This is a genomic window from Myxococcus sp. AS-1-15 (assembly GCF_020037055.1).
Classification (GTDB): Bacteria; Myxococcota; Myxococcia; order Myxococcales; family Myxococcaceae; genus Myxococcus; species Myxococcus fulvus.
The window spans coordinates 199,370-221,537 of the sequence record NZ_JAIQDF010000014.1; the positions used below are offsets into that span (position 1 = coordinate 199,370).

Consider the following 22,168-nt stretch of genomic DNA (forward strand, 5'->3'; position numbering starts at 1 on the left):
CGGCGTGGCGACGCTACTTGATGTGGTGCCGCACGAGACGGGCTGCCCCTCGCAAGGCCGATGCTTGCGACGCCGCCCGGTGCGATGCGTCCGGAAAAGGACCCGCTCCTTGCGTGGAGTCTGCTCGCGTCGCGGGGCTCGTCGGCGCGACGAGCTACTCGCGCGTCACCGCCTGGAGGATGGCCTCGCGCCGCCGGTCCAAGAGGCGCAGCGCCAGCGGGAGCGAGGCCCGGTAGATGGCCAGGTAGAGCCCCGCGCACAGCGCGATCATCATCGCGGACTGCCAGGTGGGCCCGTCCTTGCCGGCGAGCTTCAACGTCCAGCCGAAGGGCATGCACCCGATGCTGGCCGCGACGATGCCGAGCATCGACGCCGTCAGGGGCACCTTGTCGCGCCGCTTGAGGTTCGCGTGGAACTTCACCGGGAAGTAGAGCGACAGGAAGTTGCCCGCGGCCATCAGGATGGGCAGCACGCCCACCACCGCGGCGAGCGCGCACGCGATGTCCACCCACGTGCCGAAGCCGAAGTACACCCGGTAGAACAGCGCCACCAGCACCGCCATCCCGAGCGCGGCCGCCGCCTGCACCCGGTTCTTCGCGTGCAGCACCTCCGCTAGGTTCAGCGGCGCCGCGAGGAACGCCGCGAAGCCCTGCCCGTCATAGGCGAATGTGTTCTGCGAGAACGTGGACGCAATCACCACCGCGCCATAGATGCACAAGCCGCCCATCAACCACGTGTCCGCGGAAGCCCCCAGCAGGAACACGAACAGGTCCCGCCCGGACAGCAGCTTCAGCAGGATGGCCAGGATGAAGGGCACCGACGCGAGCAGCCTCGCGCGCGGGTTTCTCCACAGGTCCAGCGCCTCGCGCGTCACCAGCGTGGAGAAGCGCGTGCGCGTGCGCGCGAACGGGTTCCCATCCTGCGAGTCCTTCGACTGCGGCCCCGCGCGCCCCGCCTGCCGGTGGAAGCGCATGAGCAGCGCGTACGCCACGCCCATGCCCAGCGCGGCGAAGAACAACAGGCCCACCGCCTCCGCCATCGCCACGCGCGGGCGGAACCATGCGAGCTGCCCCAGCCCGTCCCCGAAGAAGCCCGGCGGCACGCGGCCCAGCGCCACCGCCGCGTTGATGATGAGGCTCATGTCCAGCGCGTCCACGCCCTCGGTGCCCACCGCCGTCAGCCACGACGTGTCGATGGGCGGGATGAACGACGCGGCCACCAGGAAGGCCAGCAGGCCGCCACCCATGATCTCCGCGCTGCGCTTCTCGCGCAGCACGTTGATGACGGCGTACAGCGCCACCCGGCTCCACGCGGCGCACAGGAGCGCGAACAAGACGTACAGCACCACCGCGAGCCACGGCGCCCACAGCCGGTTGACCGACGCGAAGCCCAGCGCCGCGCCGGTGAGCGGCGCGTAGAACACCAGCGCGCGCGGCTCGAAGAGGCTGGCCACCGTGGAGGCGATGAGCAGCCGGAATGGCGAGATGGGGAAGGCCGCGTACCGGCTCAGCTCCGAGTGGTCATCCACGCCCGCGGACAACAGCGGCCACGTCACCCAGACGGAGAAGGTGACGAAGCACAGCAGGTTGAGGATGAAGTACGGCCACACGTCGCTCCGGGCCACCGGGCCCAGCCGCATCAGCCCGAAGAAGAACAGGCCGAAGAACACACCCGGCGCGCTGGACGCGAGGAACGCGCCCACCGCCAGGAGCCGGCTCTTGCCCGGCCCCTGGTTCAGCCCGATGTCGAAGCGCAGCCCCCACAACAACAAGAGGTGCCGGAAGAAGCCCGGGACGGCGGGGCGGCTCATGCCGGCTCCCGCAGCGCGACGACGGGCGCGGGCGCCTCACCGTAGAAGGACAGGCGCGCGTTGCGCGAGGCCGGCACCGCGATGAGCTTCTCGAACACCGCCTCCAACGAGGGACAGTCGTAGCGTCCGAGCAGCGACGACACCGTCCCCTGGTCCAGCATCCGCCCGCCCTGGATGATGCCCGCGTGAGTCGCCAGCCGCTCCGCGATTTCCAGCACGTGCGTGGTGAGCAGCAGCGTCACCCCGCGACGCGACAGCTCGCGCAGCAGCTCCCGGATGACGCCCGCGGCCAGCACGTCGATGCCCTCGAAGGGCTCGTCGAGCAGCACCAGCTCCGGCGCGTGGATCAACGCCGCGGCGATGGCGAGCCTGCGCCGCATCCCCTTGGAGTACTCGGCGACGAGCGCGCCCGCCTTGTACGTCAGCTCCGTCAGCTCCAGCAGCTCCGCCGCGCGCGAGGCCGCCTCGTCACCGTCCAGGCCGTACATGCGCGCGCAGAACGTCAGGTACTGCCGGCCGGTGAGCCGCTCGAAGAGGCTCAGCTCCTCGGGCACCACGCCCACCCGGCGCTTGACCTCCATGGGCTTGTGCACCGCGTCCACGCCCAGCATGCGGATGCTGCCCGCGTCGGGGCCATACACGCCCGTCAGGAGCGCGATGCTGGTGGACTTGCCCGCGCCGTTGGGGCCCAGGTACGCGTAGAAGGCCCCCTTCGGAATCTGGAGGTCCAGGCCGTTGAGCGCGGTGAAGGAACCGAAGCGCTTGACGAGTCCGCGCGCGTCGACGGCCAGTTCATCGGAAGGGGAGGGCGTCATGAAGTGGCGCCATCTCACCCGAGCCGGCACCCCGCCGACAACCCCACCCGGGGCCCGGAGGCGTCAGTGCACGAACGTCATCTCCGGCATGCCGACGATCTGCTGCACCGTCTGGCGGACCTTGTCCAGGTCCACCGGCTTGGAGATGTAGCCGGCGGCGCCCACCAGCTCCGCCTCCCACTCGAAGCCGTAGCCCGAGATGATGATGATGGGCAGTCCCCGAGCGCGCGGCATCTTCTTCAGCGCGTCGAGCAACCCCCAGCCGCTCATCACCGGCATTCGCAGGTCCAGCAGCACGGCGGCGGGCATGTCGCCCTCGAGATGATCCAACGCCTCCCGGCCATTGGCGGCCTGGGCGGTTTGGTAACCCATCTCCTCGAGGGCATCGCAGATGAGCGTGCGGTGACTCGCGTCGTCATCGACGACCAGGATGTGGGACATGGCAGGGCCTCAGAGGGGAGCTGCGGCGTCTCTAACCGCGGGATTCTATGGGCCGCAAGATGGGAACGGCTGCGGGATTCCGGAAGGGGGCACGCGACTTTTCAACAGCCAACCACCCTCGGGATACAGCCATCCTCGGGACCCGCGTCACTCGTGCGTCTTCTTCGGCACGTCCGCGTCGCCGGGCGCCTGGGCGGTGTCCGTGCGGCGCAGGTACGTGTTGTGCGCGTAGCCCTGGCGAGACAGTCGCTGGGACTCGATGGCGTCCGCGACCTTGGTGCACACCTGGCTCAAGAGCCTCAAGGACTCCGCCAACAACTTCTCGGCGTGGTCCTGGGCATCGGCGTTCTTGATGGTGGTTCGCTCCTTGCGGAACAGCCCTGGCAACCTCATTCCTCCAAATCTAGGAGACCCCGACGCCCCGCGCCACCGCCCCCACGGGGCCCGGGCGCCGCGCGGGCCTCCAGACCGGGCGCCGCCAGGCCCCTTAACCGGATTGACGGCCCAGCAAATTTACATTTTTGAGCAGTCACCGCGGACCTCGCTCGCCCGCACCCCCTGACTGTCGCGTAACCCACGGATATCAAAGGCGCTTAACGAATTTTCAAGAGGGGGGATGACAGGAAGTTAATTGATCCCTACATTGCCCACGTCGCATTGGACGCAAAGGAGCTGCGCATGGCTTACGACGGCGAGCTGGTGAAGATGCAGAACGGTCGCTGGGCGCGGTTCCAGCGGTGCCAGGTGTACCGCCCGGGCGTGGCGGACGCGGGTGAGACCATGTTGCTCATCGCGGTGGAGCTGGAGGAGCGCTACCAGCTCCTGCTCGACGGGGCGGCGGACTCGCTGGCCCAGTACCGCTACCAGGGCGTGCCCGTGCAGGTCCGGTTGGATCCGGAGGCGCAGGCCATCACCCTCCAGCCCGAAGTGGCTCCGTCCGCACCCGCGGTGCACTGACTCCCACGCTCCTCGTGAGCGCGGCGGAGCCGGTTTGACGGATTCACAACACAAGGGGCCTCGCGATTCACATCGCGGGGCCCTTTGAATTTACAGCCGCCGGCGTGACGCGTCAGCGGCCCTCCAGCCAACGCGAGTAGGCCCCGAAGTCGTAGCCCCGTCCCAGGAAGTCGCGCACCAGGTCCGCGGCGTCCTCGGAGCCCCCGGGCGCCAGCACCTTGTCGCGGTATCGCCGGGCCGTCTCCACGTCCATCAGCCCGTGCGCCTCGAACGGGGTGAGCAGGTCCCGCGCGATGACGAGCGACCAGAGGTACGTGTAGTAGAGCGCCGAGTAGTCCCCGTCGAGCTGGGTGAAGGCCAGGTGGGCGTAGGTGCCGTCCACGGCGCGGAAGGGCAGGTAGCGCTCCTGGAGCGCCAGCACGCGCGCGGTGGAGTCGCGGCCGGCGGGGTCCCCGTCGTGCAGGTGGAGGCTGACCGCGGCGTAGAAGAGCTGCTGGCGCACCCACAGCCCCTTGCCGAAGGAGTCCGCGCGGCGCATGCGCGTGATGAGGTCCTCGGGCAGCGGCGCGTCCGTGTCGATGTGCCGGGCGAAGCGCCGCAGCGTCTCCACGCTCCAGGCCCACTCCTCCAGCACCTGGGCGGGCGCCTCCACGAAGTCCACCTCCGTGCGCGTGCCGGACAGCCCCGCCCAGCGCGTGCGGCCGCCCAGGAGGTGGTGCAGCAGGTGGCCGAACTCGTGGAAGAAGGTGCGCACCTCGGAGTGCTGCAAGAGCGCCGGGCGCGCGCCGGGGCGGGGGAAGTTGCACGTGAGCACGCCCTCGGGCAGCGCCTTGCCCGCGCGGCCCACGGCCAGGTCCCACTGCGCCGCGTGGGTGTACTTGCCCGGGCGCGGGTGCATGTCCAGGTAGAAGCGGCCCAGGCGCACGGGGCCCTCGAGGACGTCGTAGACCTCCACGTCCGGGTGCCACACGGGCGCGTCGACCACGCGTTGGTAGGTGAGCCCGAAGAGGCGCGCGGTGAGGTCCAGCACGCCCTCCTTCACGCGCGTGTATTCGAAGTAGGGCCGCAGCTCGCGCGAGTCGAAGCGGAAGCGCTCGGCGCGCACCCGGTCCTCCAGGAAGGCCTGCTCCCAGGGCTCCACGCGCGTGGCCTCGGGCTCGTCGCGGCGCTTCCTCTCGAGCAGCGCGTCGTACTCCTCGCGCACGCGCCCGGTGACGGTGGTGGAGAGTGACTCGATGAAGTCCGCCGCCACGTCCTGGCGCTTCACCATCTTGTCCTCGGCCGCGTACGCCGCCCACGTCGGGTAGCCCAAAAGCGTCGCCAGCGCGTGGCGCGCCTGGAGCATGCGCGCGAGCGTCACCAGGTTGCGCGGGTGGCCGCGGCGCCGGCCCAGCCGCCACAGCGCCTCGCGCGTGGCCGTGTCGCGCGCGTACGTCATGAAGGGGCCCAGGTCCGACGTGTCCGTGCGCAGCCGCACCCGCCCGTCCGGGCCCGGCGGGTGCGCGCGCACGTAGTCCTCCGGCAGGCCCGCGAGCGCCGAGGGCGCCACGTCCAGGTGCCGCACGTCCTCGTGGATGTGCCGGCTGAACTCCTGGCCCAGCAGGATGAGCTCCTCCTGCAGTTGCCGCACGCGCTCGCGCGTCGTCTCGTCGCGGTCCACCCCCGCGCGCTTGAAGCCGCGCAGCACCCGCGCCATCCAGTGCCGCGTCACCGCGTCCTGGCCCGCGAGCGTCAGCCCCGACAGCACGTCGTAGACGCGCCGGTCCAGCGCGATGTCCGTGCGCACCCGCTCCACCGCCTGCTCACACCGCTCGGCGGCGGCGCGGAAGGCCGCGTCCGGATGCACGTTGGCGCCGATGCCCGAGCGCCCCACGACGTCGTCCAGCAGCGCCATCGCGTCGTCGTACGTGGTGAGCACCTCCACCTCGGGCGCCGCTCGCGTGGACGGCGCCGTCAGCTTCGCCACCGCCGCGCGCGCCGTCTGGATGTCGCGCCGACACGCCTCCATGAACCGCGAGGGGCTCACGGCCAGCAGTCGCCCCGCGTCCGGCACCAGCAGCGCGCCTCGTGCGTCGCCCGCGCGGACAGGGCCCTGCCGGGACGGGCCCGTACAGCCCGCCAGCAGCAGCGTGACGACGATGACGAACCTGAAACGCAAAGGCCCTCCCGAACCGGCAAGTGTGGAAGCGGAGCGCGCCACCTGGGGGCTAACCCGTACCCGCTTTCGCAAAGAGGACGGATGGGAGTCCAGTTTGTTGCAAAATTTCAGTGAAAGCGGAGTCGTGCGGGCCACCCCGCGTGGGGCCTGAGGCGCCGCCGAGGGCCGCTCAGGGGGTGATTTGGAAGAAGCGGGCGGCGTTGTCGCGGGTGACGCGGCGCACGAGGCGCTCGGACAGGCGGGCCTTGGACAGGAGGTTGGTGACGCGGGCCAGGCCCAGGATGTCGCCCGCGCCGTCGCCGGCGTCGGAGTTGAGCACCAGCCGCTCGCTGCCGAGCCTGCGCACGAGGATGACGGCGCGCTCGGCGACGAGCGCCTCGGGGTGCAGCGTCAGCCCGGCCCAGTGGCCCACCTCCAGGATGGTGCGCACGGTGCGCGCGCTGGCGTGGTCCACCAGCACGCGCGAGGGCAGCACGCCGGACTGGCGCAGCAGCGTGAGGATGCGGCGCGTGTGTCGCTCCTTGTCGGCCAGAGGCGTGTGCACCACGACGCGCAGCTTGAGGCGGCGCGCCAGGGCGAGCTGCTCGAGGAAGGCCTCCTCCTCCTCCTCGCCGCCGGCGTGCAGCCCCGTCTCGCCGAGCGCCACGACGCGGCCGCCCTGGAAGTAGTCGGGCAGCGTGGAGAGGACCTCCGACAGCCCGCGCCGGGGGATGCAGCGCGGGTGGACGCCCAGCGCGGCGTACGCGCGGATGCCCAGCTTCTCCAGCCGGGGGAGCTGCCGCTCGACGATGTCGTCGAAGTGGCGCAGCAGCGCCTTGGACGTGGGCTCCGGGAAGTGGTGCGCGACGACGAGCGCCCGCTCCACCCCGAAGAAGCGCATCGACTCCAGGTCCTGGTCGCTCAGGCTCTCGGGGTGCAGGTGCGCGTCGAAGATGGGGAGGGGCTCGGCCACGGCGTCAATCCTGTCCCAGGGAGACACCTTCGTTGCGAGGGTCGCTCGCGGCGAAGCGCAGCCCCGTCTTGGGGTCGACGAAGACGGCCTCCGCGTCGCCCCACTGCTCCACGCGGCGCACCTTGTGGCCCTTGGCCTCCAGCGCCGACAGCGTGGCGGGCTCCAGCCCCCAGCGGTCCACCCACAGCTCGTCCGGCAGGTACTGGTGATGGACGCGGCCCTCGTTCACCGCGCGCACCACGTCCATGCCGCCGTCCACCACGTTGCTGATGACCTGGATGACGGTGGTGGGGATGGTGGAGCCCCCGGGGCTTCCCACCGCGAGCATCACCTTCTTCGGGTCCTCCTTGGAGAACACCAGCGTGGGGGACATGGAGGACTGGGGCACCTTGCCGGGGTGTACGGCGTTGGGCTCGCCGGTGACGAGGCCGTACGCGTTGGGCACGCCAGGCTGCGCGGCGAAGTCGTCCATCTCGTCGTTGAGCAGCACGCCGGTGCCCTTGGCCACCACGCACGAGCCGAAGCTGTAGTTCACCGTGGTGGTCAGCGCCACCGCGTTGCCCTGCTTGTCGACGATGGAGATGTGCGTGGTGTTCTTGCGCTCCGGCTCCGGCGTCAGCGTGGCGGGCTTGTCCGTCAGCGTGGAGCCCTGCTGCGTGCCCGCCGCCTGCGGCAGCAGCGCCAGGCTGGAGGTGGCCTTCTTCGGGTCGATGGAGCCCGCCAGGTCCGCGATGTGTCCCTTGGAGATGAGCCGCTGGGTGGGCACGTCCGCGAAGTCCGGGTCGCCCAGGTACTTGGCCCGGTCCACGTACGCGCGCCGCAGCGCCTCCACGTACAGGTGCACGCTGTCCGGCTCCCGCCAGGTGAAGCCCTGGGGCTTGAGCTGCTCCATGGCGCCCAGCACCTGGAGCACCGCCACTCCGCCCGCGCTCGGCGGCGGCATGGTGAGGATGCGGTGGCCGCGGTAGCTGCCCTCCAGCGCCTGACGCTCGCGCGTCTTGTACGACGACAGGTCCTCCAGCGTGACGATGCCGCCGCCCGCCTTCACCGTGTCGACGATGCCCTTGGCCACGCTGCCCGCGTAGAAGCCCTTGGCGCCGCTCTTTGACACGGCCGTCAGCGTGCGCGCCAAATCAGGCTGGCGCACCAGGTGGCCCACCGGCGGGATGATGGCCTCGCCCTGCTCGTTCTTGGTCAGGAAGATGCGGCGGGCCTCCGGGTCCTTGCGCAGGCACTCCAGCCGGCCTTCCGCCAGCGCGCGGTAGCGGGGCGTCACCCACAGGCCCTTCTTCGCCGCCTCGATGGCCGGCGCCAGCACCACGGCGCGCGGCAGGGTGCCGTGCTTCTCGAGCAGCTCCAGGTAGCCCGCCACCGCGCCCGGCACCGCGACGCTCAAGACGCCGTCGGTGGACAGCCCCGGCACCACCTTGCCGTCCCTGACGAACATGTCGCGCGTGGCCGCCTTGGGCGCCACCTCGCGGAAGTCCAGCACCCGGGTGGTGCCCGTCTTCGCGTCGTGCACCAGCGCGAAGCCGCCGCCGCCCACGCCCGAGTGGTAGGGCCCCACGACGGCCGCCACGAAGGCCGCCGCCACCGCCGCGTCCACCGCGTTGCCGCCGCGCTCGAGCATCTTCAGCGCCGCCTCGCTCGCGGGCGGGTACGCCGTGGCCACCGCGCCACCCCGGTACGGCCGCGCCGCCTGGGCCACGCCCGCCACCAGCATCAGCACCACCAGCGCCGCCGCCTCCAGCACCTTCGCGCGCGTGCGCGGGGCCTGCTTCTCGAAGCTCGTGTCGTTCACGGAATCCACCCCTCCTCGGGGCGCAATCAATACCTTGTGGCTGGCATTCGTCGCAGGGGATGTGTTACCCGGCGGACACTCACCCACACCTTGGGGCCGGGACTCGGGGGCGCCTGAGCGACTACACCTCTCCCGGTATGCACGAACTGTCCGCACCGGACCATGATTTCAACTCGGCAACATTTTTCCTCTTGGATTGTTCCTCCAGAGGGAGCATCCTTCCCCCATCATGAGCCGCGAGTGGGGGAGCACATGAGCGCACCGGTCATCCCAGACAAACAGCCCCGACCCGGGTCTGTTCCGCCCTCCGGCCGGGTCACCCTCTTCCTCAAGCCCAGCTTTGGAATCACGGTGAAGAGCAACGCGCTGTGTGTCGCCGTGCAGGCAAAGCCCCGACCCGACAACACCTCGGAGACTTCGGAGCTTCGCCCGGTTGACGACTCGAATCCCGGTCCCTAATCCTCCGCCGCATGACAGCTCTGTCGGCGGTGGTGCTGTGTGCGGGCAAGGGCACGCGGATGAAGTCGAAGAAGGCCAAGGTCCTTCACGCCATCCTCGGAAAGCCCCTGTGCGCGTATCCCCTCAAGCGAGCGCTCGAACTCGGTGCCACGTCGGTGGTGCCGGTGGTGGGCCATCAAGCGGAGAGCGTGGAGAAGGAGGTCCGCGCCCTGTTCCCCCAAGCGCCCCTCACCTTCGCGCTCCAGCGTGAGCAGCGGGGTACGGCGGACGCGGTGCGCTCCGCGGAGGAGGCCCTGAAGGGGTTCTCCGGGCGCGTGCTCATCCTCTACGGGGACGTGCCGTTGCTGCGCAAGGAGACCCTGGCGTCGCTGTTGGCCGCGCATGACGCGGCGGGCGGCGTGCTGGCGATGGTGACGACGGTGCTCGAGGACCCCACCGGCTACGGGCGCGTCCTGCGCGAGGGCGGCCGGGTGACGCGGGTGGTGGAGCAGAAGGACGCCAGCCCCGAGCAGCGCGCGGTGAAGGAGTGCAACGCGGGCATCTACTCCGTCGACGCGGCCTTCCTCTGGAAGGCGCTGGCCGATATCAAGCCGAACAACGCGCAGGGCGAGTACTACCTCACGGACCTGGTGGAGCTGGCCGCGAGGCAGGGCCCGGTGGGCACCGTCGTGGCGGACGCCACCGAGACGGCGGGGGTGAATGACAAGGTGGAGCTGGCGGCGCGGGCCAAGGTGCTCCAGCGGCGCATCAACGACGCGCACATGCGCGCGGGCGTCACGCTGCACGACCCGGACACCACCTTCATCGAGGAGGACGTGGTGGTGGGCTCGGACTCCGAGGTGGGCCCGGGTGTGTCGCTGACCGCGGGCAGCGTCATCGGCGAGGGCGTGGTGATTGGCCCCGGCTGCGTGGTGAGCGCCTCCACGGTGGCGGACGGCTCCGTGCTCAAGCCCTACTCCGTGCTGGAGGAGGCGAAGGTGGGAGTGCGGAACGTCATCGGCCCGTTCGCCCGCCTGCGCCCGGGGACGGAGCTGGCAGAGGACGTGCATCTGGGCAACTTCGTGGAGACGAAGAAGGCGCAGATCGGCAAGGGCAGCAAGGCCAACCACCTGACTTATCTGGGGGACGCCCGGATTGGCGCGGGCTGCAACATCGGCGCGGGCACCATCACCTGTAATTATGACGGGGTGAACAAGAGCCTGACGGAGCTGGGCGACGGGGTCTTCATCGGCTCCGACACGCAGCTGGTGGCGCCCGTGAAGGTGGGCGACGGGGCCTATGTCGGGGCGGGCACCACGGTGACGAAAAACGTGCCTCCTGGGAGCCTCGCTGTGTCACGTGCGCCACAGGTGACGAAGGAAGGTTGGGTGGCCGCGAAGAAGGCGCGTCGCGCGGCCAAGGGTGGTTGAGCCAGGGCGTGGCTCTTGCTTGGGGGGCGGCCGGACTGCCGCTCCCGGAGATGTACGGGTATCCCTCGGTTTGCTCCGGCGGGCGTGGGCGTGAGAGAGAGGTCAGAACATGTGCGGGATTGTTGGTTACGTCGGTGACAAGGAATCGGCTCCCATCCTCGTTTCCGGGCTGAAGAAGCTCGAGTACCGGGGGTATGACTCGGCGGGCGTGGCGGTGGTGAACCGCAACGAGCTCAACGTGGTGCGCGCCACGGGCAAGCTGCGCAACCTGGAGAACCGCGTGGTGGCGGACCAGCCGAAGGGGAACATCGGCATCGGTCACACGCGCTGGGCCACGCACGGGCGTCCCTCGGACGAGAACGCGCACCCCCACACGTACAAGAACGTCGCGGTGGTGCACAACGGCATCATCGAGAACCACCTGGCGCTCAAGGAGCAGCTGCGCGCCAGGGGCCATGTCTTCTCCTCGGAGACGGACACGGAGGTCTTCGCCCACCTCATCTCGGACGAGCTGGAGAAGGGCAAGGACCTGCCGGACGCGGTGCGCGGCGCGATCGAGCAGGTGAAGGGCACGTACGCGCTGGCGGTGGTGAGCGCGACGGACCCCAACCGCATCGTCGCGACGAAGAACGCGTCGCCCATGGTGCTGGGCCTGAGCGAGGGCCAGAACTTCATCGCCAGCGACGTGCCCGCGGTGCTCGAGCACACGCGCGACATCGTCTACATGGAGGAGGGTGACCTGGCCATCGTCACCGCCGCCAAGGTGGACATCTTCAACCGCCAGGGTCAGCCGGTGAACCGCGCCACCCGCCGCATCGACTGGACGCCGATGATGGCGGAGAAGGGCGGCCACAAGCACTTCATGCACAAGGAGATCTGGGAGCAGCCCCGCGCGGTCGCGGACACGCTGCGCGGCCGGATGCTCCTGTCCGAGGGCGACGTCCACTTCGAGGGCTGGAACCTGACGCCCGAGAAGGTGCGCTCGCTCACGAAGATCACGATTCTCGCGTGCGGCACGTCGTGGCACTCGGGCGTGGCCGGCAAGCACATGATTGAGACGCTGGCGCGGCTGCCGGTCGAGGTGGAGCTGGCGAGCGAGTTCCGCTACCGCGACCCCATCGTCGAGGGCACGCACCTGGCCATCGCCATCAGCCAGTCGGGTGAGACGGCGGACACGCTGGCGGCGTTCAAGGAGGCCAAGGCGCGCGGGGCCACGGCGATGGCCATCTGCAACGTCATCGGCAGCGCGATGACGCGCGAGGCGGAGTTCTCCGTCCTGACGAACGCGGGCCCGGAGATTGGCGTCGCGTCCACCAAGGCGTTCACCACGCAGCTGGTGGCGCTCTACCTGCTGGCGGTGAAGCTGGGCCGCATGCGTGGGACGTTGTCGGTGCAGGCGGCGCAGGAGCACCTGACGCACCTGACCGAGATCCCGAAGATGATCGAGGACGTGCTCAAGTGCGAGCCGGCCGTGAAGCGCGTGGCGCGTGAGTTCATGAACGCGCAGGACTTCCTCTTCCTCGGCCGTGGCCCCATGCACCCGGTGGCGCTCGAGGGCGCGCTGAAGCTGAAGGAGATTTCGTACATCCACGCGGAGGGCTACGCGGGTGGCGAGATGAAGCACGGCCCCATCGCCCTCATCGACGAGAAGATGCCGGTGGTGGTCATCGCGCCGAAGCAGCCGCACGTGGCCTACGAGAAGATCATCGGCAACGTGGAGGAGGTCCGCGCGCGCGGCGGCAAGGTCATCGCCGTCATCGACGAGGACGACAAGCAGGTGGACGGCCTGGCGGACCACGTCATCCGGATTCCGGCGGCGTGCGCGCTGCTGGCGCCGGTGGTGGCCACGATTCCGCTGCAGCTCCTCGCGTACCACGTGGCGGAGATGCGCGGGAACGACGTGGACCAGCCGCGCAACCTGGCCAAGAGCGTGACGGTGGAGTAGCCGTCGCTCGCGCCTCCTGATGCACGCGGAGCCCGGGTTCCCCTGATGGGGCCCGGGCTCCTGTCGTTCCGGGGCTCGGGCCTCCCCGGTGGGCCGGCATGCTGTCGCCCGGAGGAAGTCGCGGGCGCCTCGCGCTTTGATGCCCACCCGCTTGCGTGGATACAGTCACCGGGTGTCGGACGCCACGCGCACCCAGCCTCCCCTGCACCAGACCGAGCAGGAGCCCGGCGAGGGGCGTCTGGCGGACCTGGCGCCCTGGACGCCCCCTGGCGCCGAGGTCGGGCCCCAGGGCCTGACGGACCTCTCCTCCTGGGCCGCGCCCGCCCCGGCGCACCTGGTCCGGCCCACGCCTCCGGTGGAGCTGCCCCTGCCCGTCCTCGTCCGGGTGGAGCAGGCCGTGGCCGCGCCCGAGGCGGAGCGCCCCGAGGCCGCCTCGCGGCTCAATGAAGTCCTCGCCCAGCTCGCCCAGGGCGGCGGGGAGCGTCAGGTGGCGGACACCCTGCACCGGCTGCTCGACAGCGGCCGGCTGGAGGGACTGGTGGACGCCCGGGGGCGCTCGTGCCGCGCCGTGGCCGTGGAGGCGCTCCTGTCCCTGGGCTTCCCCTACGCCCTGGAGGTCCAGCCCGAGGACCTCAAGCACCTGCGCGCCAACCACGCCTCGCGCCCCCAGGGCCGCCCTGGCGCGCTCGACTTCGGCCCGGAGGTCCCCGCCCTGGTGCTGGGCGGCGGCCTCTTCGCCCAGATGGTGGAGGAGTTCCTGCGTCCCGGCGTGGTCGAGGGCACGGTGACCTTGCAGGTGGGCCTGTGCGTGCTGGCCATGCTGGCCTTGTGGCTTGCCCCGCCTCGGACTCCCGTGTACCGCCTGGGCCTGGGATTGCTGGCCCTCGTGTCGGGCTACGGGCTGCTGCTGGCCCTCGGCTCGGCGGGGCATGCCGGGGGGCTGTGGGCAGGTGTGGCAGGCGCGGTGGCCGTCCTCCTGGCTGCCCTCCGCGAGAGCTGACCGGCAGGATTCAACACGGATGTCAGAGGGGTGGACTAGGGTCTACCCATCGCGTACTAAAAGCGCGTTCAGGTGAGCCGGGGTGGCTCGCCAATACAAGGAGCCAAGAGAAATGGCCGTGAATCAGGAGAAGGAAAAGGCGATCGAGCTGGCGATGTCCGCGGTGGAGCGCCAGTTCGGTAAGGGGTCCATCATGCGGCTCGGCAACGACGAGCCGCTGATGCGGGACGTGCAGGCCATTTCGACGGGCTCGATTTCGCTGGATATCGCCCTGGGCGTGGGCGGCGTGCCCAAGGGCCGCATCATCGAGATCTTCGGACCGGAGTCCTCCGGCAAGACGACGCTGTGTCTGCACATCGTCGCCGAGGCGCAGAAGCGCGGCGGCATCTGCGGCTACGTGGACGCCGAGCACGCGCTGGACGTGGGCTACGCGCGCAAGCTGGGCGTGCGCACCGACGACCTGCTCCTGAGCCAGCCGGACACCGGTGAGCAGGCGCTGGAAATCGCGGAGATGCTGGTGCGCTCGGGCGCCATCGACGTGCTGGTGGTGGACTCGGTGGCCGCGCTCGTTCCCAAGGCGGAGCTCGAGGGCGAGATGGGCGACGCGCACATGGGTGTGCAGGCCCGTCTGATGAGCCAGGCTTTGCGCAAGCTCACGGGCACCATCGCCAAGAGCCAGACGTGCGTCATCTTCATCAACCAGATCCGCATGAAGATCGGCGTCATGTTCGGCAACCCCGAGACGACCACGGGCGGCAACGCGCTGAAGTTCTACGCGTCGCAGCGCCTGGACATCCGCCGCATCGGCGCCATCAAGAATGGCGAGAACGTGGTGGGCAGCCGCACCCGCGTGAAGGTGGTGAAGAACAAGGTGGCGCCTCCGTTCAAGGAGGTCGAGTTCGACATCATGTACGGCACGGGCATCTCCCGTGAGGGCGACCTCATCGACCTGGCCTCCAACGACAACATCGTGGAGAAGAGCGGCAGCTGGTTCTCGTTCAACGGCGAGCGCATCGGTCAGGGGCGGGAGAACGCGAAGGACTACCTGCGGGAGCACCCGGAGGTGGCGCGCGACATCGAGACCCGCGTGCTGGAGAAGTACGGCATCGCGAAGGGCGCGCCCCTCTCCGCGGCCCCCGCGGAGGAGGCCCCCGCCGAGGGTGCCAGCGAGAAGCGTCAGCGCGTGAAGGCCGTGAAGTAACGCCTTCCCTCGCGGAACTTCGACAGACGGGGTCGTCCTCCTTCGTGGGGGCGGCCCCGTCGTCGTTGCCGGCCCCACGCATGCGGGGCGCACGGGTGGCCCCGGGCGCCGAGTGCTGACACGACGCGTTGTGTCCGGCGTGTGGCGGGGATGTTGCCGGAGTGATGGACGAGGGCCGTAGACTCCCGGGCGTTTCGTTTCGCTAGCGCTTGCCCCTGGGAGTGTCACCTTGTTCGACCGTCTGAATCGTCGCAGCTTCCTTCAGGCCGTGGTCGCCGTCGCGGCGAGTACCTCATTCGGGTGCTCGGATGATGACGACACGAAGAAGCCCACCGCCGATGCGAAGTACTTCCCGCAGTCGGTCTGCTCGGGAGACCCGAGGCCGGACAGCGTCATCCTGTGGGTGCGCGCGTGGGACCCGGACAACGCGGGCGCGGACGCGCCGGTGCGGCTGGAGGTGTCCACCCGCGCGGAGTTCAGCGACTTCGTGTTCCGGGGCGACTTCACGGCGCTGGCGGCGAACGACCACGCGCTCAAGGTCAAGGTGACAAAGCTGTCAGCGCGCACCACGTACTACTACCGCTTCGTGCTGACGAAGAACGGGACGGAGTACACGACGGCGACGGGCCGGACCCGCACGGCGCCGGCGGCCGGGGCGGACGTGGCGGTGAAGTTCGCCTTCGCCAGCTGCCAGGACTACATCGGCCGTTACTACAACGCGTGGCAGCGGCTGCTGGAGCTGGACGAGGACCTGGACTTCATCGTGTTCCTCGGCGACTACATCTACGAGACGACGGGGGACAAGTCGTTCCAGTCGGGCAACACCGAGCGGCGCGTGGTGTTCAGCGAGCCGGACAAGGCGCTGCAGCTGGGCTCGGGTGAGTCGACGTATTACGCGGCCAACGCGCTGTCGAACTACCGCGACCTCTACAAGACGCTGCGCACCGACAAGCTCATCCAGCAGGTGCACGAGCGCTACCCGTTCATCATCATCTGGGACGACCACGAGTTCTCCGACGACAGCTGGGGCTCCAACGCGACGTACCTGGACGGGCGCGCGGCGGAGAACCAGATTGAGCGCAAGCGCAACTCGGAGCGCGCCTTCTTCGAGTACATCCCGCTGGACAACACGGCCTCGGCGGAGGGCGCCATCGACGTGGCGAGCGCGCCGGTGTTCCCGAACACGCGCGTCTACCGGGACTTCGACTTCGGCAAGCACCTGAAGCTGGCGGTGTCCGACTACCGCACCTACCGCCCGGACCACCTCATCCCCGAGGACGCGTACCCGGGCAAGGTGGCGGTGGAGGCGTCGGTGCTGGGGTTGGCGCTGCCGACGCTGCCGGCGCCGGTGCAGGCGCTGCTCCAGTCGGAGACGTTCGCGTACACGAGCCTGGACCTGCCGGAGCACGCGACGCAGAAGGCGGTGCTCCAGGGCGCGTACGTGCAGCAGGCGGTGGCGGCGGGCCTCACCCAGGACGCGGCCACGGTGAAGGCCCAGACGTGGGTGTCCGGGAACGTGTCGCTCTTCTACGCCAACCAGGTGCTGACGGCGGTGAACGCGGCGCGCGAGGCTGCGGGGCAGCCCGCGATTCCGCTGCTCTCCACGGCGGGCACGCTGCGAGGGCTCGCGTACGTGCACCTGGGCAAGGGCTCGCTCTTCAACATCCAGGGCTCGCGCTACATCGTGGTGAAGCCCATCTACGACTTGTTCTCCGCCCTGCGCTACGCCACCTCGGCCGGGCTGAGCGAGGACGCGCTGGGCGCGACGCAGCAGGCGTGGCTGCAGAACCAGCTGAAGGCGGCGAACACCTGGAAGATTGTCGTCAGCTCCGTGTCGATGACGTCCATGGTGTTCGACCTGTCGGCGAAGACGGACATCCCGGACCCGACGCTGCGCCAGGTCTTCTACTTCAACGCGGACCAGTGGGACGGCTTCCCCGCGAAGAAGAAGGAGCTGCTGGAGTTCATCGCGCAGAACCAGGTGAAGAACGCGATGTTCATCTCCGGCGACATCCACGCGTCGTTCGCGTCCGTGGAGGGCGGCGTGCCCGCGCTGACGGCGCCCGCGATCACCTCCGGCTCCATCAAGGAGCTGGCGGGGCTGGCCGTCATCGGCGCGGGCTACGGCCCGGGCAGCGCCGTCTACAAGTACGTCGTCACGGAGCTCAACGAGTCGCTGGCCGCGGGCAACCCCGGCATGCGCTACGTGAACGGTGACGCGCATGGCTTCGTGGTGCTGGAGGTGAAGGGCGACGAGGCCCTGGCCGCCTTCCACCTCATCCCCAGCACCGAGGTGACGAAGGACTACTCGGTGCGCGGCGCCGCGGAGCTGCAGGCGCAGTTCACCCGCGTGGACTTCCGCGTGCAGAACGGGGCGATCACGAAGCTCTGAGCCCACGGGCACCGAAGCGCTCCCACGCTCACCCGTGGGAGGACGAGGGCCGCGCCGGAAGCCCAGGGCTTCTTCCGGTGGCGGCCCTTGCCGCTTTGGTGGGATTGGAAAATTTCCTAGGGACTGGCGTTTTCCGTGAATTACCCTCGAGTCCTCCGTGTCGTCGTCCGGCACGGTGAGACACCTGGCGGGTTCACCTGGAAAGGAAGGCAGCACGATGAGCGCTCAGTCCCCGAAGAAGAAGCTGACCCTGAAGAAGGAGACGCTCCGCGCGCTCGAGACGGTGGAGCCGTCGCTGCTGGAGGGCGTCGTCGGTGGCGCGGGCCTGGGGCTCGAGAACGCCGTCACGCTGACCGCCACGCACGACCCCAGCCGCCTCACACTGAAGACGCGCTGAGCTCCGCGGGAAGTGTCCCGCTCGCCGGAACGGGTTAGAAGTCCGGGCATGGTGACTGGCGCTGTGGCCTCGGACCTGTTGCTCGTTCCGGCGCATCCCGAGCACGTGGACTTCTGGCTGGCGCTGCGCGCCGAGGCCGGAGCCCGGCGCTACGTGGACACGGAGGACGACTCGCGGGAGGTGCTGGTGAAGCGCATCCTGGAGGCGGGCACGCTGGAGGAGCCCCGCGCGAAGGGGTTCCGCTGGTTCGTGCGCCTGGGGGACGCGTGGGTGGGCACGGTGTCCGCGCGCGACGTGTCCCGGGAGCACGGGCGCCTGCAGATTGGCTACATGATGGCGGAGGCGTACCACGGGCGCGGGCTGGGCTCGCGCGCGGTGGGGATGATGCTGGAGCGCCTGTTCACGCTGCCGTTCCTGCACCGGGTGTGGCTGACGACGCTGTCGGAGAACCTGGGCTCCCAGGGCGTGGCGCGCAAGCTGGGCTTCTCGCTGGAGGGGACGATGCGGGGGCACAGCGTCCTGCGGGGGGAGCGCAAGGACCAGCAATTCTGGGGAATGTCGCGCAGTGACTGGGAGGCGCGCCGGCGCGGGTGACGCGCGCTGGGAGCCGTGTGGGGGGCGGGTTATAGAAGCGGCGTCATGCACGCCTACGCCGCTGAGCTGTCGCAGGAACTGGGGCTGAAGCCCGAGCAGGTGGACCGCACCCTGGCGCTGAACGCCGACGGAGCCACCGTCCCCTTCATCGCGCGCTATCGCAAGGAGGTCACCGGAGGGCTGGACGAGGTGCAGATCCAGACCATCCTGGACCGGGCCGGCGAGCGCGCCGAGCTGGACTCGCGTCGCGAGACGATTCTGCGCTCCGTGGAGGAGCAGGGGAAGCTGACGCCGGAGCTGGCGAAGGCGCTGAAGGCGGCGAAGACGCGCACCGAGCTGGAGGACCTCTACCTGCCGTACCGGCCCAAGCGCCGCACGCGCGCGGCGATTGCCCGGGAGCGCGGGCTGGAGCCGCTGGCGGACCTCCTGTGGAAGCAGGATGGCCGCAAGGGCGAGGCCGCGGACGCGAAGGTGCGGCCGTTCGTGAACGCGGAGAAGGAGGTGCCGGACCTGGCGGCGGCGCTGGCGGGGGCTCGGGACATCTGCGCGGAGCGGGTGAGCGAGGACGCGGGGCTGCGCCGCGAGTCGCGCGAGGTGTGCGCGAAGCGGGGCACGCTGCGCTCGGACGTGGTGCCGGCGAAGAAGGGCGAGCCCACCAAGTTCGAGAACTACTACGGCCACGAGGAGCCGCTGTCGCAGGCCCCGTCCCACCGCGTGCTGGCGCTCCTGCGGGGTGAGGAGGAGGGCGTGTTGAAGGTGCGGCTGAACCTGCCGGACGACGAGGTGAAGGCGCTGCTCGCGAGCCGGGTGGTGACGAAGCCGCAGGCGCTGTTCGCCTCGGAGCTGCGCGCGGCGGTGGAGGATGGGTGGGAGCGGCTGATGGGGCCGTCGCTGGAGTCGGAGCTGCGCGCGGAGCTGAAGGAGCGCGCGGACAAGGGGGCCATCGGTGTGTTCGGAGAGAACCTGCGGCACCTGTTGTTGACGGCGCCGGCGGGGGCTCGGGCGGTGCTGGCGTTGGACCCGGGGCTGCGCACGGGCATCAAGCTGGCGATGCTGGATAACACGGGGAGCGTGGCGGAGACGCTGACGCTGTACTCGGAGCGGAGCGCGGACGAGCGGGTGCGCGCGGCGAAGCTGTTGTCCGCGGTGGTGCAGAAGCACAAGCCGGAGCTCATCGCGGTGGGCAACGGGACGGGCAGCCGCGAGGCGGAGACCTTCGTTCGCGACACGCTGAAGGCGCTGGGCGTGCAGGTGCCGGTGGTGTCGGTGAGCGAGCAGGGTGCGTCCATCTACTCGGCGTCGGAGGTGGCGCGTGACGAGTTCCCGGAGATGGACGTCAGCCTGCGCGGCGCGGTGTCGATTGGGCGGCGGTTGCAGGACCCGCTGGCGGAGCTGGTGAAGATCGACCCGAAGAGCATCGGCGTGGGGCAGTACCAGCACGACGTGGACCAGGGGTTGTTGAAGAAGAAGCTGGGCGAGGTGGTGGACTCGTGTGTGAACGCGGTGGGCGTGGATGTGAACACCGCGTCGCCGCAGTTGCTGGAGCACGTGTCCGGCGTGGGGCCGTCGCTGGCGAAGAAGCTGGTGGCGCACCGCGCGTCGAAGGGGCGCTTCACCACGCGGCGGGAGCTGTTGAAGGTGAGCGGGCTGGGGCCCAAGACGTTCGAGCAGGCGGCGGGCTTCCTGCGCGTGCGAGGGCCCGAGCCGCTGGACGCGAGCGCGGTGCACCCGGAGCGGTACGCGGTGGTCGAGCGCATGGCGAAGGATCTGGGCGTGGAGGTGGGAGCGCTGGTGGGCAACGCGTCGCTGGTGCGGAAGATCGACCCGAAGAAGTACCTGGGCCCGGACCTGGGCGAGATGACGTTGAAGGACATCCTGGCGGAGCTGGAGAAGCCGAGCCGGGACCCGCGTGGAGACTTCTCGGCGCCGACGATGCGTGACGACCTGCGCACGCTGGAGGACGTGAAGGAGGGGATGGTGCTTCAGGGCGTGGTGACGAACGTCACGGCGTTCGGCGCGTTCGTGGACGTGGGCGTGCACCAGGATGGCCTGGTGCATGTGTCGCAGATCTCGACGAAGTTCGTGAAGGACCCGTCCGAGGTCGTGAAGGTCGGGGACCGCTTGACGGTGCGCGTGCTGAGCGTGGATTTGCAGCGCAAGCGCCTGGCGTTGTCGGTGCGCGCGGCGCAGGAGGGCGGAGCGGCGCAGCCCTCGGGCAGGCCCGCGGTGGGCGGGGCTTCGGGAGCGGGGCGGATGACGGACCGGGGTGGGGCAGGGGCGCCTCGGCCGGGTGGTGGAGCGAGCGCGCGGCCTGCGGGACAGCAGGGCCCGGGCTCCTCGTCAGGTGGTCAGCGGCCGGGTGGTGGTGGTGGTGACAAGAAGGGCCCGGAGCCGTTCAACAATCCGTTCGCGAAGCTGAAGCGCTGAGGCGGAGCCCCCGCTCGATGGCGCGGGTGCTCGAGATGCCCCCGCGCCCATGGGCCCCTTCTTTTGGACCTTGTGTGCCTGTGGGCCGGCCCGCATTTGCGAATTTGGTTCATGCGCGTTAACTATATGGGCGCATGAACCAACGGCTCGGCAGCCTCCTCGAATCCTTCCTGGGCCACGTGTCGCACTCGCGTGGCCAGGTGCTCTCGCTCCTCTCAGAGCACGGCGTCACGGCCGACCAGGGCATCCTGCTGCGCCACGTGCGCGAGCAGCCGGGCGAGCCCCTGTCGAGCCTCGCTGAGCGGATGGGCCTGTCCCTTCCCTCGGTGAGTCAGATGGCCGAGCGGCTGGTGAAGCTCGGCTATGTGACGCGGCGGGAGGACCCGGAGGACCGCCGGCGCAAGTCGCTCCAGGTGACTCCGAAGGCGAGCCGCTTCCTCACCGCATTCAAGAAGGTGCGCGCCGAGGAGCTCGCCCTGGGCTCCGCTCGCCTCTCGGAGCCCACGAAGCAGCGGCTGGTGTCCGCGCTCGAAGCCGCCCTCACAGAGCTCGAAGGAGAACCATCATGATGCAGCTGGACCACCTGGCCGTGGACGCACGCGACGTCGACGCGTCCTCCCGATTCCTCGCGCGGATCCTGGGCGCGCAGGCCCCCGTCCCCGAGGGCGCCGATGACGACATGCGGCGCATCGACCTGGACCACGGGTGCTTCGTCCTGTTCTCGGCCTCGTCCGAGCCGCGCTTCTCGCACGTGGCCTTCCGCGTCGACGCGAAGCGATTCGCGGAGGTCGTGGAGCGGCTCCAGGCCGAGCGCGTCCCCTTCGGCAATGACCACTTCGACACGGCGAACGGGCAGACCCAGGACCCCCTCGGTGGCGCGGGCCGCGTGTACTTCAATGACAGCAATGGCCACCTGTGGGAGGTGACGTGCTGAGCCCAGGCTCGTGCGCCACACCCCACCACTGAAACGTGGTGGGGCATGACGTCTGTTCATGTGCGGCGAAGCAATGACTGACGATTAGTAGCCCCAGCAGGCGCCGTTGTGGCCGTTGTAGCCAAGGGACCGGCAGAAATCGAACGCCGCCGAGGCGCAGTTGCCATAGCCCACCACGGAGACGTGGCCGACGACGTACCAATAGCTGACGGAGTCGTTGCACTCGGCCAGACAATAGTTGTTGCCGTCATAGCCGGTACACGTGGCGAACGCGCTGACCCGGCCGTCCTCGGACGACGTGTCGGGCGAAACCTGCTCCTCGGCGGGCGGCGTGACGGGCTCGGTCGCGCCACCCTCGTCCAACTCCATACCGCCACCACAAGCCGTTGCGACCACTGCGAACATCGTCAGAAGGGAGTGCCTCGCGAGATGCATGGTGGGTCCTGTCTGGCTTCGAGTGCCCGGACGAATGACAA

At 69.8% G+C, this 22,168-nt stretch carries 19 protein-coding genes; 11 read left to right on the forward strand and 8 right to left on the reverse strand.

The features are described from left to right. Positions 1-154 precede the first annotated feature (154 nt). The 4 genes from K8625_RS31990 to K8625_RS32005 all read right to left on the reverse strand — a co-directional run bounded on the left by K8625_RS31990 (position 155) and on the right by K8625_RS32005 (position 3,459). Positions 155-1,810, reverse strand: coding sequence for a hypothetical protein (locus K8625_RS31990; protein ID WP_223784845.1), 1,656 nt, complete (start codon positions 1,808-1,810; stop codon positions 155-157). Next, a complete protein-coding gene (locus K8625_RS31995) occupies positions 1,807-2,625 on the reverse strand; it encodes an ABC transporter ATP-binding protein (protein WP_046711475.1) in 819 nt (272 codons plus the stop codon). The genes K8625_RS31990 and K8625_RS31995 overlap by 4 nt, the downstream gene beginning before the upstream one ends. 63 nt (positions 2,626-2,688) lie before the next feature. After that, a complete protein-coding gene (locus K8625_RS32000; protein WP_046711476.1) occupies positions 2,689-3,066 on the reverse strand; it encodes a response regulator in 378 nt (125 codons plus the stop codon). A gap of 147 nt (positions 3,067-3,213) precedes the next feature. Then, on the reverse strand, positions 3,214-3,459 hold the full coding sequence (locus K8625_RS32005) for a hypothetical protein (RefSeq protein WP_223784846.1): 246 nt from the start codon (positions 3,457-3,459) through the stop codon (positions 3,214-3,216). 285 nt (positions 3,460-3,744) lie between these two features. On the opposite strand from K8625_RS32005, the gene K8625_RS32010 reads away from it, so the two are divergent. Continuing rightward, entirely contained in the window at positions 3,745-4,023 is a 279-nt protein-coding gene (locus tag K8625_RS32010) for a hypothetical protein (RefSeq protein ID WP_046711478.1), read from the forward strand. A gap of 112 nt (positions 4,024-4,135) precedes the next feature. Here K8625_RS32010 and K8625_RS32015 read toward each other — a convergent pair whose 3' ends face one another. The 3 genes from K8625_RS32015 to ggt form a co-directional block, all read right to left on the reverse strand. Beyond that, positions 4,136-6,031 (reverse strand): M3 family metallopeptidase, encoded by a 1,896-nt coding sequence (locus K8625_RS32015; protein WP_370642006.1) that lies wholly within the window; start codon positions 6,029-6,031, stop codon positions 4,136-4,138. 319 nt (positions 6,032-6,350) lie between these two features. After that, positions 6,351-7,133: a TatD family hydrolase gene (locus K8625_RS32020; RefSeq protein ID WP_223746405.1), complete on the reverse strand. Its 783-nt coding sequence runs from the start codon at positions 7,131-7,133 to the stop codon at positions 6,351-6,353. A 4-nt stretch (positions 7,134-7,137) separates the two neighbouring features. Beyond that, entirely contained in the window at positions 7,138-8,934 is a 1,797-nt protein-coding gene (ggt, locus tag K8625_RS32025) for a gamma-glutamyltransferase (RefSeq protein WP_223784848.1), read from the reverse strand. Positions 8,935-9,392: 458 nt separating this feature from the next. Between ggt and glmU the strand changes: the two genes are divergently transcribed. The 10 genes from glmU (at position 9,393) to K8625_RS32075 (ending at position 21,692) form a co-directional block, all read left to right on the forward strand. Further along, positions 9,393-10,802: a bifunctional UDP-N-acetylglucosamine diphosphorylase/glucosamine-1-phosphate N-acetyltransferase GlmU gene (glmU, locus tag K8625_RS32030; RefSeq protein ID WP_223746480.1), complete on the forward strand. Its 1,410-nt coding sequence runs from the start codon at positions 9,393-9,395 to the stop codon at positions 10,800-10,802. A 109-nt stretch (positions 10,803-10,911) separates the two neighbouring features. Then, on the forward strand, positions 10,912-12,747 hold the full coding sequence (gene glmS, locus K8625_RS32035; protein WP_223784849.1) for a glutamine--fructose-6-phosphate transaminase (isomerizing): 1,836 nt from the start codon (positions 10,912-10,914) through the stop codon (positions 12,745-12,747). 172 nt (positions 12,748-12,919) lie between these two features. After that, a complete protein-coding gene (locus K8625_RS32040) occupies positions 12,920-13,747 on the forward strand; it encodes a hypothetical protein (protein ID WP_223784850.1) in 828 nt (275 codons plus the stop codon). Between the two features lie 112 nt (positions 13,748-13,859). Further along, positions 13,860-14,948, forward strand: a complete 1,089-nt coding sequence (recA, locus tag K8625_RS32045) for a recombinase RecA (protein ID WP_141325914.1) — start codon at positions 13,860-13,862, stop codon at positions 14,946-14,948. Between the two features lie 229 nt (positions 14,949-15,177). Then, complete coding sequence (locus tag K8625_RS32050; protein WP_223746409.1) at positions 15,178-17,340, forward strand: alkaline phosphatase; 2,163 nt, start codon at positions 15,178-15,180, stop codon at positions 17,338-17,340. A 217-nt stretch (positions 17,341-17,557) separates the two neighbouring features. Continuing rightward, a complete protein-coding gene (locus K8625_RS32055) occupies positions 17,558-17,737 on the forward strand; it encodes a hypothetical protein (protein ID WP_223746410.1) in 180 nt (59 codons plus the stop codon). A gap of 48 nt (positions 17,738-17,785) precedes the next feature. Then, on the forward strand, positions 17,786-18,331 hold the full coding sequence (locus K8625_RS32060) for a GNAT family N-acetyltransferase (protein ID WP_223746411.1): 546 nt from the start codon (positions 17,786-17,788) through the stop codon (positions 18,329-18,331). Positions 18,332-18,376: 45 nt separating this feature from the next. Then, positions 18,377-20,758, forward strand: a complete 2,382-nt coding sequence (locus K8625_RS32065; RefSeq protein WP_223784851.1) for a Tex family protein — start codon at positions 18,377-18,379, stop codon at positions 20,756-20,758. Positions 20,759-20,892: 134 nt separating this feature from the next. Further along, positions 20,893-21,327, forward strand: coding sequence for a MarR family winged helix-turn-helix transcriptional regulator (locus K8625_RS32070; protein WP_223784852.1), 435 nt, complete (start codon positions 20,893-20,895; stop codon positions 21,325-21,327). Next, positions 21,324-21,692 carry a VOC family protein gene (locus tag K8625_RS32075; protein WP_223746414.1) on the forward strand — a complete coding sequence of 123 codons (369 nt, stop codon included), beginning with the start codon at positions 21,324-21,326 and terminating at the stop codon, positions 21,690-21,692. The genes K8625_RS32070 and K8625_RS32075 overlap by 4 nt, the downstream gene beginning before the upstream one ends. Before the next feature lie 84 nt (positions 21,693-21,776). Here K8625_RS32075 and K8625_RS32080 read toward each other — a convergent pair whose 3' ends face one another. After that, positions 21,777-22,061, reverse strand: a complete 285-nt coding sequence (locus K8625_RS32080) for a hypothetical protein (RefSeq protein WP_223746415.1) — start codon at positions 22,059-22,061, stop codon at positions 21,777-21,779. Positions 22,062-22,168: the final 107 nt, after the last annotated feature.

Coding starts and splice junctions, on each gene's coding strand:
- K8625_RS32075 (WP_223746414.1), top strand. CDS start 21,324: ATGATGCAGCTGGACCACCTGGCCGTGGACGCACGCGACGTCGACGCG.
- K8625_RS32080 (WP_223746415.1), bottom strand. CDS start 22,061: ATGGAGTTGGACGAGGGTGGCGCGACCGAGCCCGTCACGCCGCCCGCC.
- K8625_RS31995 (WP_046711475.1), bottom strand. CDS start 2,625: ATGACGCCCTCCCCTTCCGATGAACTGGCCGTCGACGCGCGCGGACTC.
- K8625_RS32070 (WP_223784852.1), top strand. CDS start 20,893: ATGAACCAACGGCTCGGCAGCCTCCTCGAATCCTTCCTGGGCCACGTG.
- K8625_RS32055 (WP_223746410.1), top strand. CDS start 17,558: ATGAGCGCTCAGTCCCCGAAGAAGAAGCTGACCCTGAAGAAGGAGACG.
- K8625_RS32060 (WP_223746411.1), top strand. CDS start 17,786: ATGGTGACTGGCGCTGTGGCCTCGGACCTGTTGCTCGTTCCGGCGCAT.
- K8625_RS32010 (WP_046711478.1), top strand. CDS start 3,745: ATGGCTTACGACGGCGAGCTGGTGAAGATGCAGAACGGTCGCTGGGCG.
- K8625_RS32015 (WP_370642006.1), bottom strand. CDS start 6,031: ATGGAGGCGTGTCGGCGCGACATCCAGACGGCGCGCGCGGCGGTGGCG.
- K8625_RS32000 (WP_046711476.1), bottom strand. CDS start 3,066: ATGTCCCACATCCTGGTCGTCGATGACGACGCGAGTCACCGCACGCTC.
- recA (WP_141325914.1), top strand. CDS start 13,860: ATGGCCGTGAATCAGGAGAAGGAAAAGGCGATCGAGCTGGCGATGTCC.
- glmS (WP_223784849.1), top strand. CDS start 10,912: ATGTGCGGGATTGTTGGTTACGTCGGTGACAAGGAATCGGCTCCCATC.
- K8625_RS31990 (WP_223784845.1), bottom strand. CDS start 1,810: ATGAGCCGCCCCGCCGTCCCGGGCTTCTTCCGGCACCTCTTGTTGTTG.
- K8625_RS32005 (WP_223784846.1), bottom strand. CDS start 3,459: ATGAGGTTGCCAGGGCTGTTCCGCAAGGAGCGAACCACCATCAAGAAC.
- K8625_RS32065 (WP_223784851.1), top strand. CDS start 18,377: ATGCACGCCTACGCCGCTGAGCTGTCGCAGGAACTGGGGCTGAAGCCC.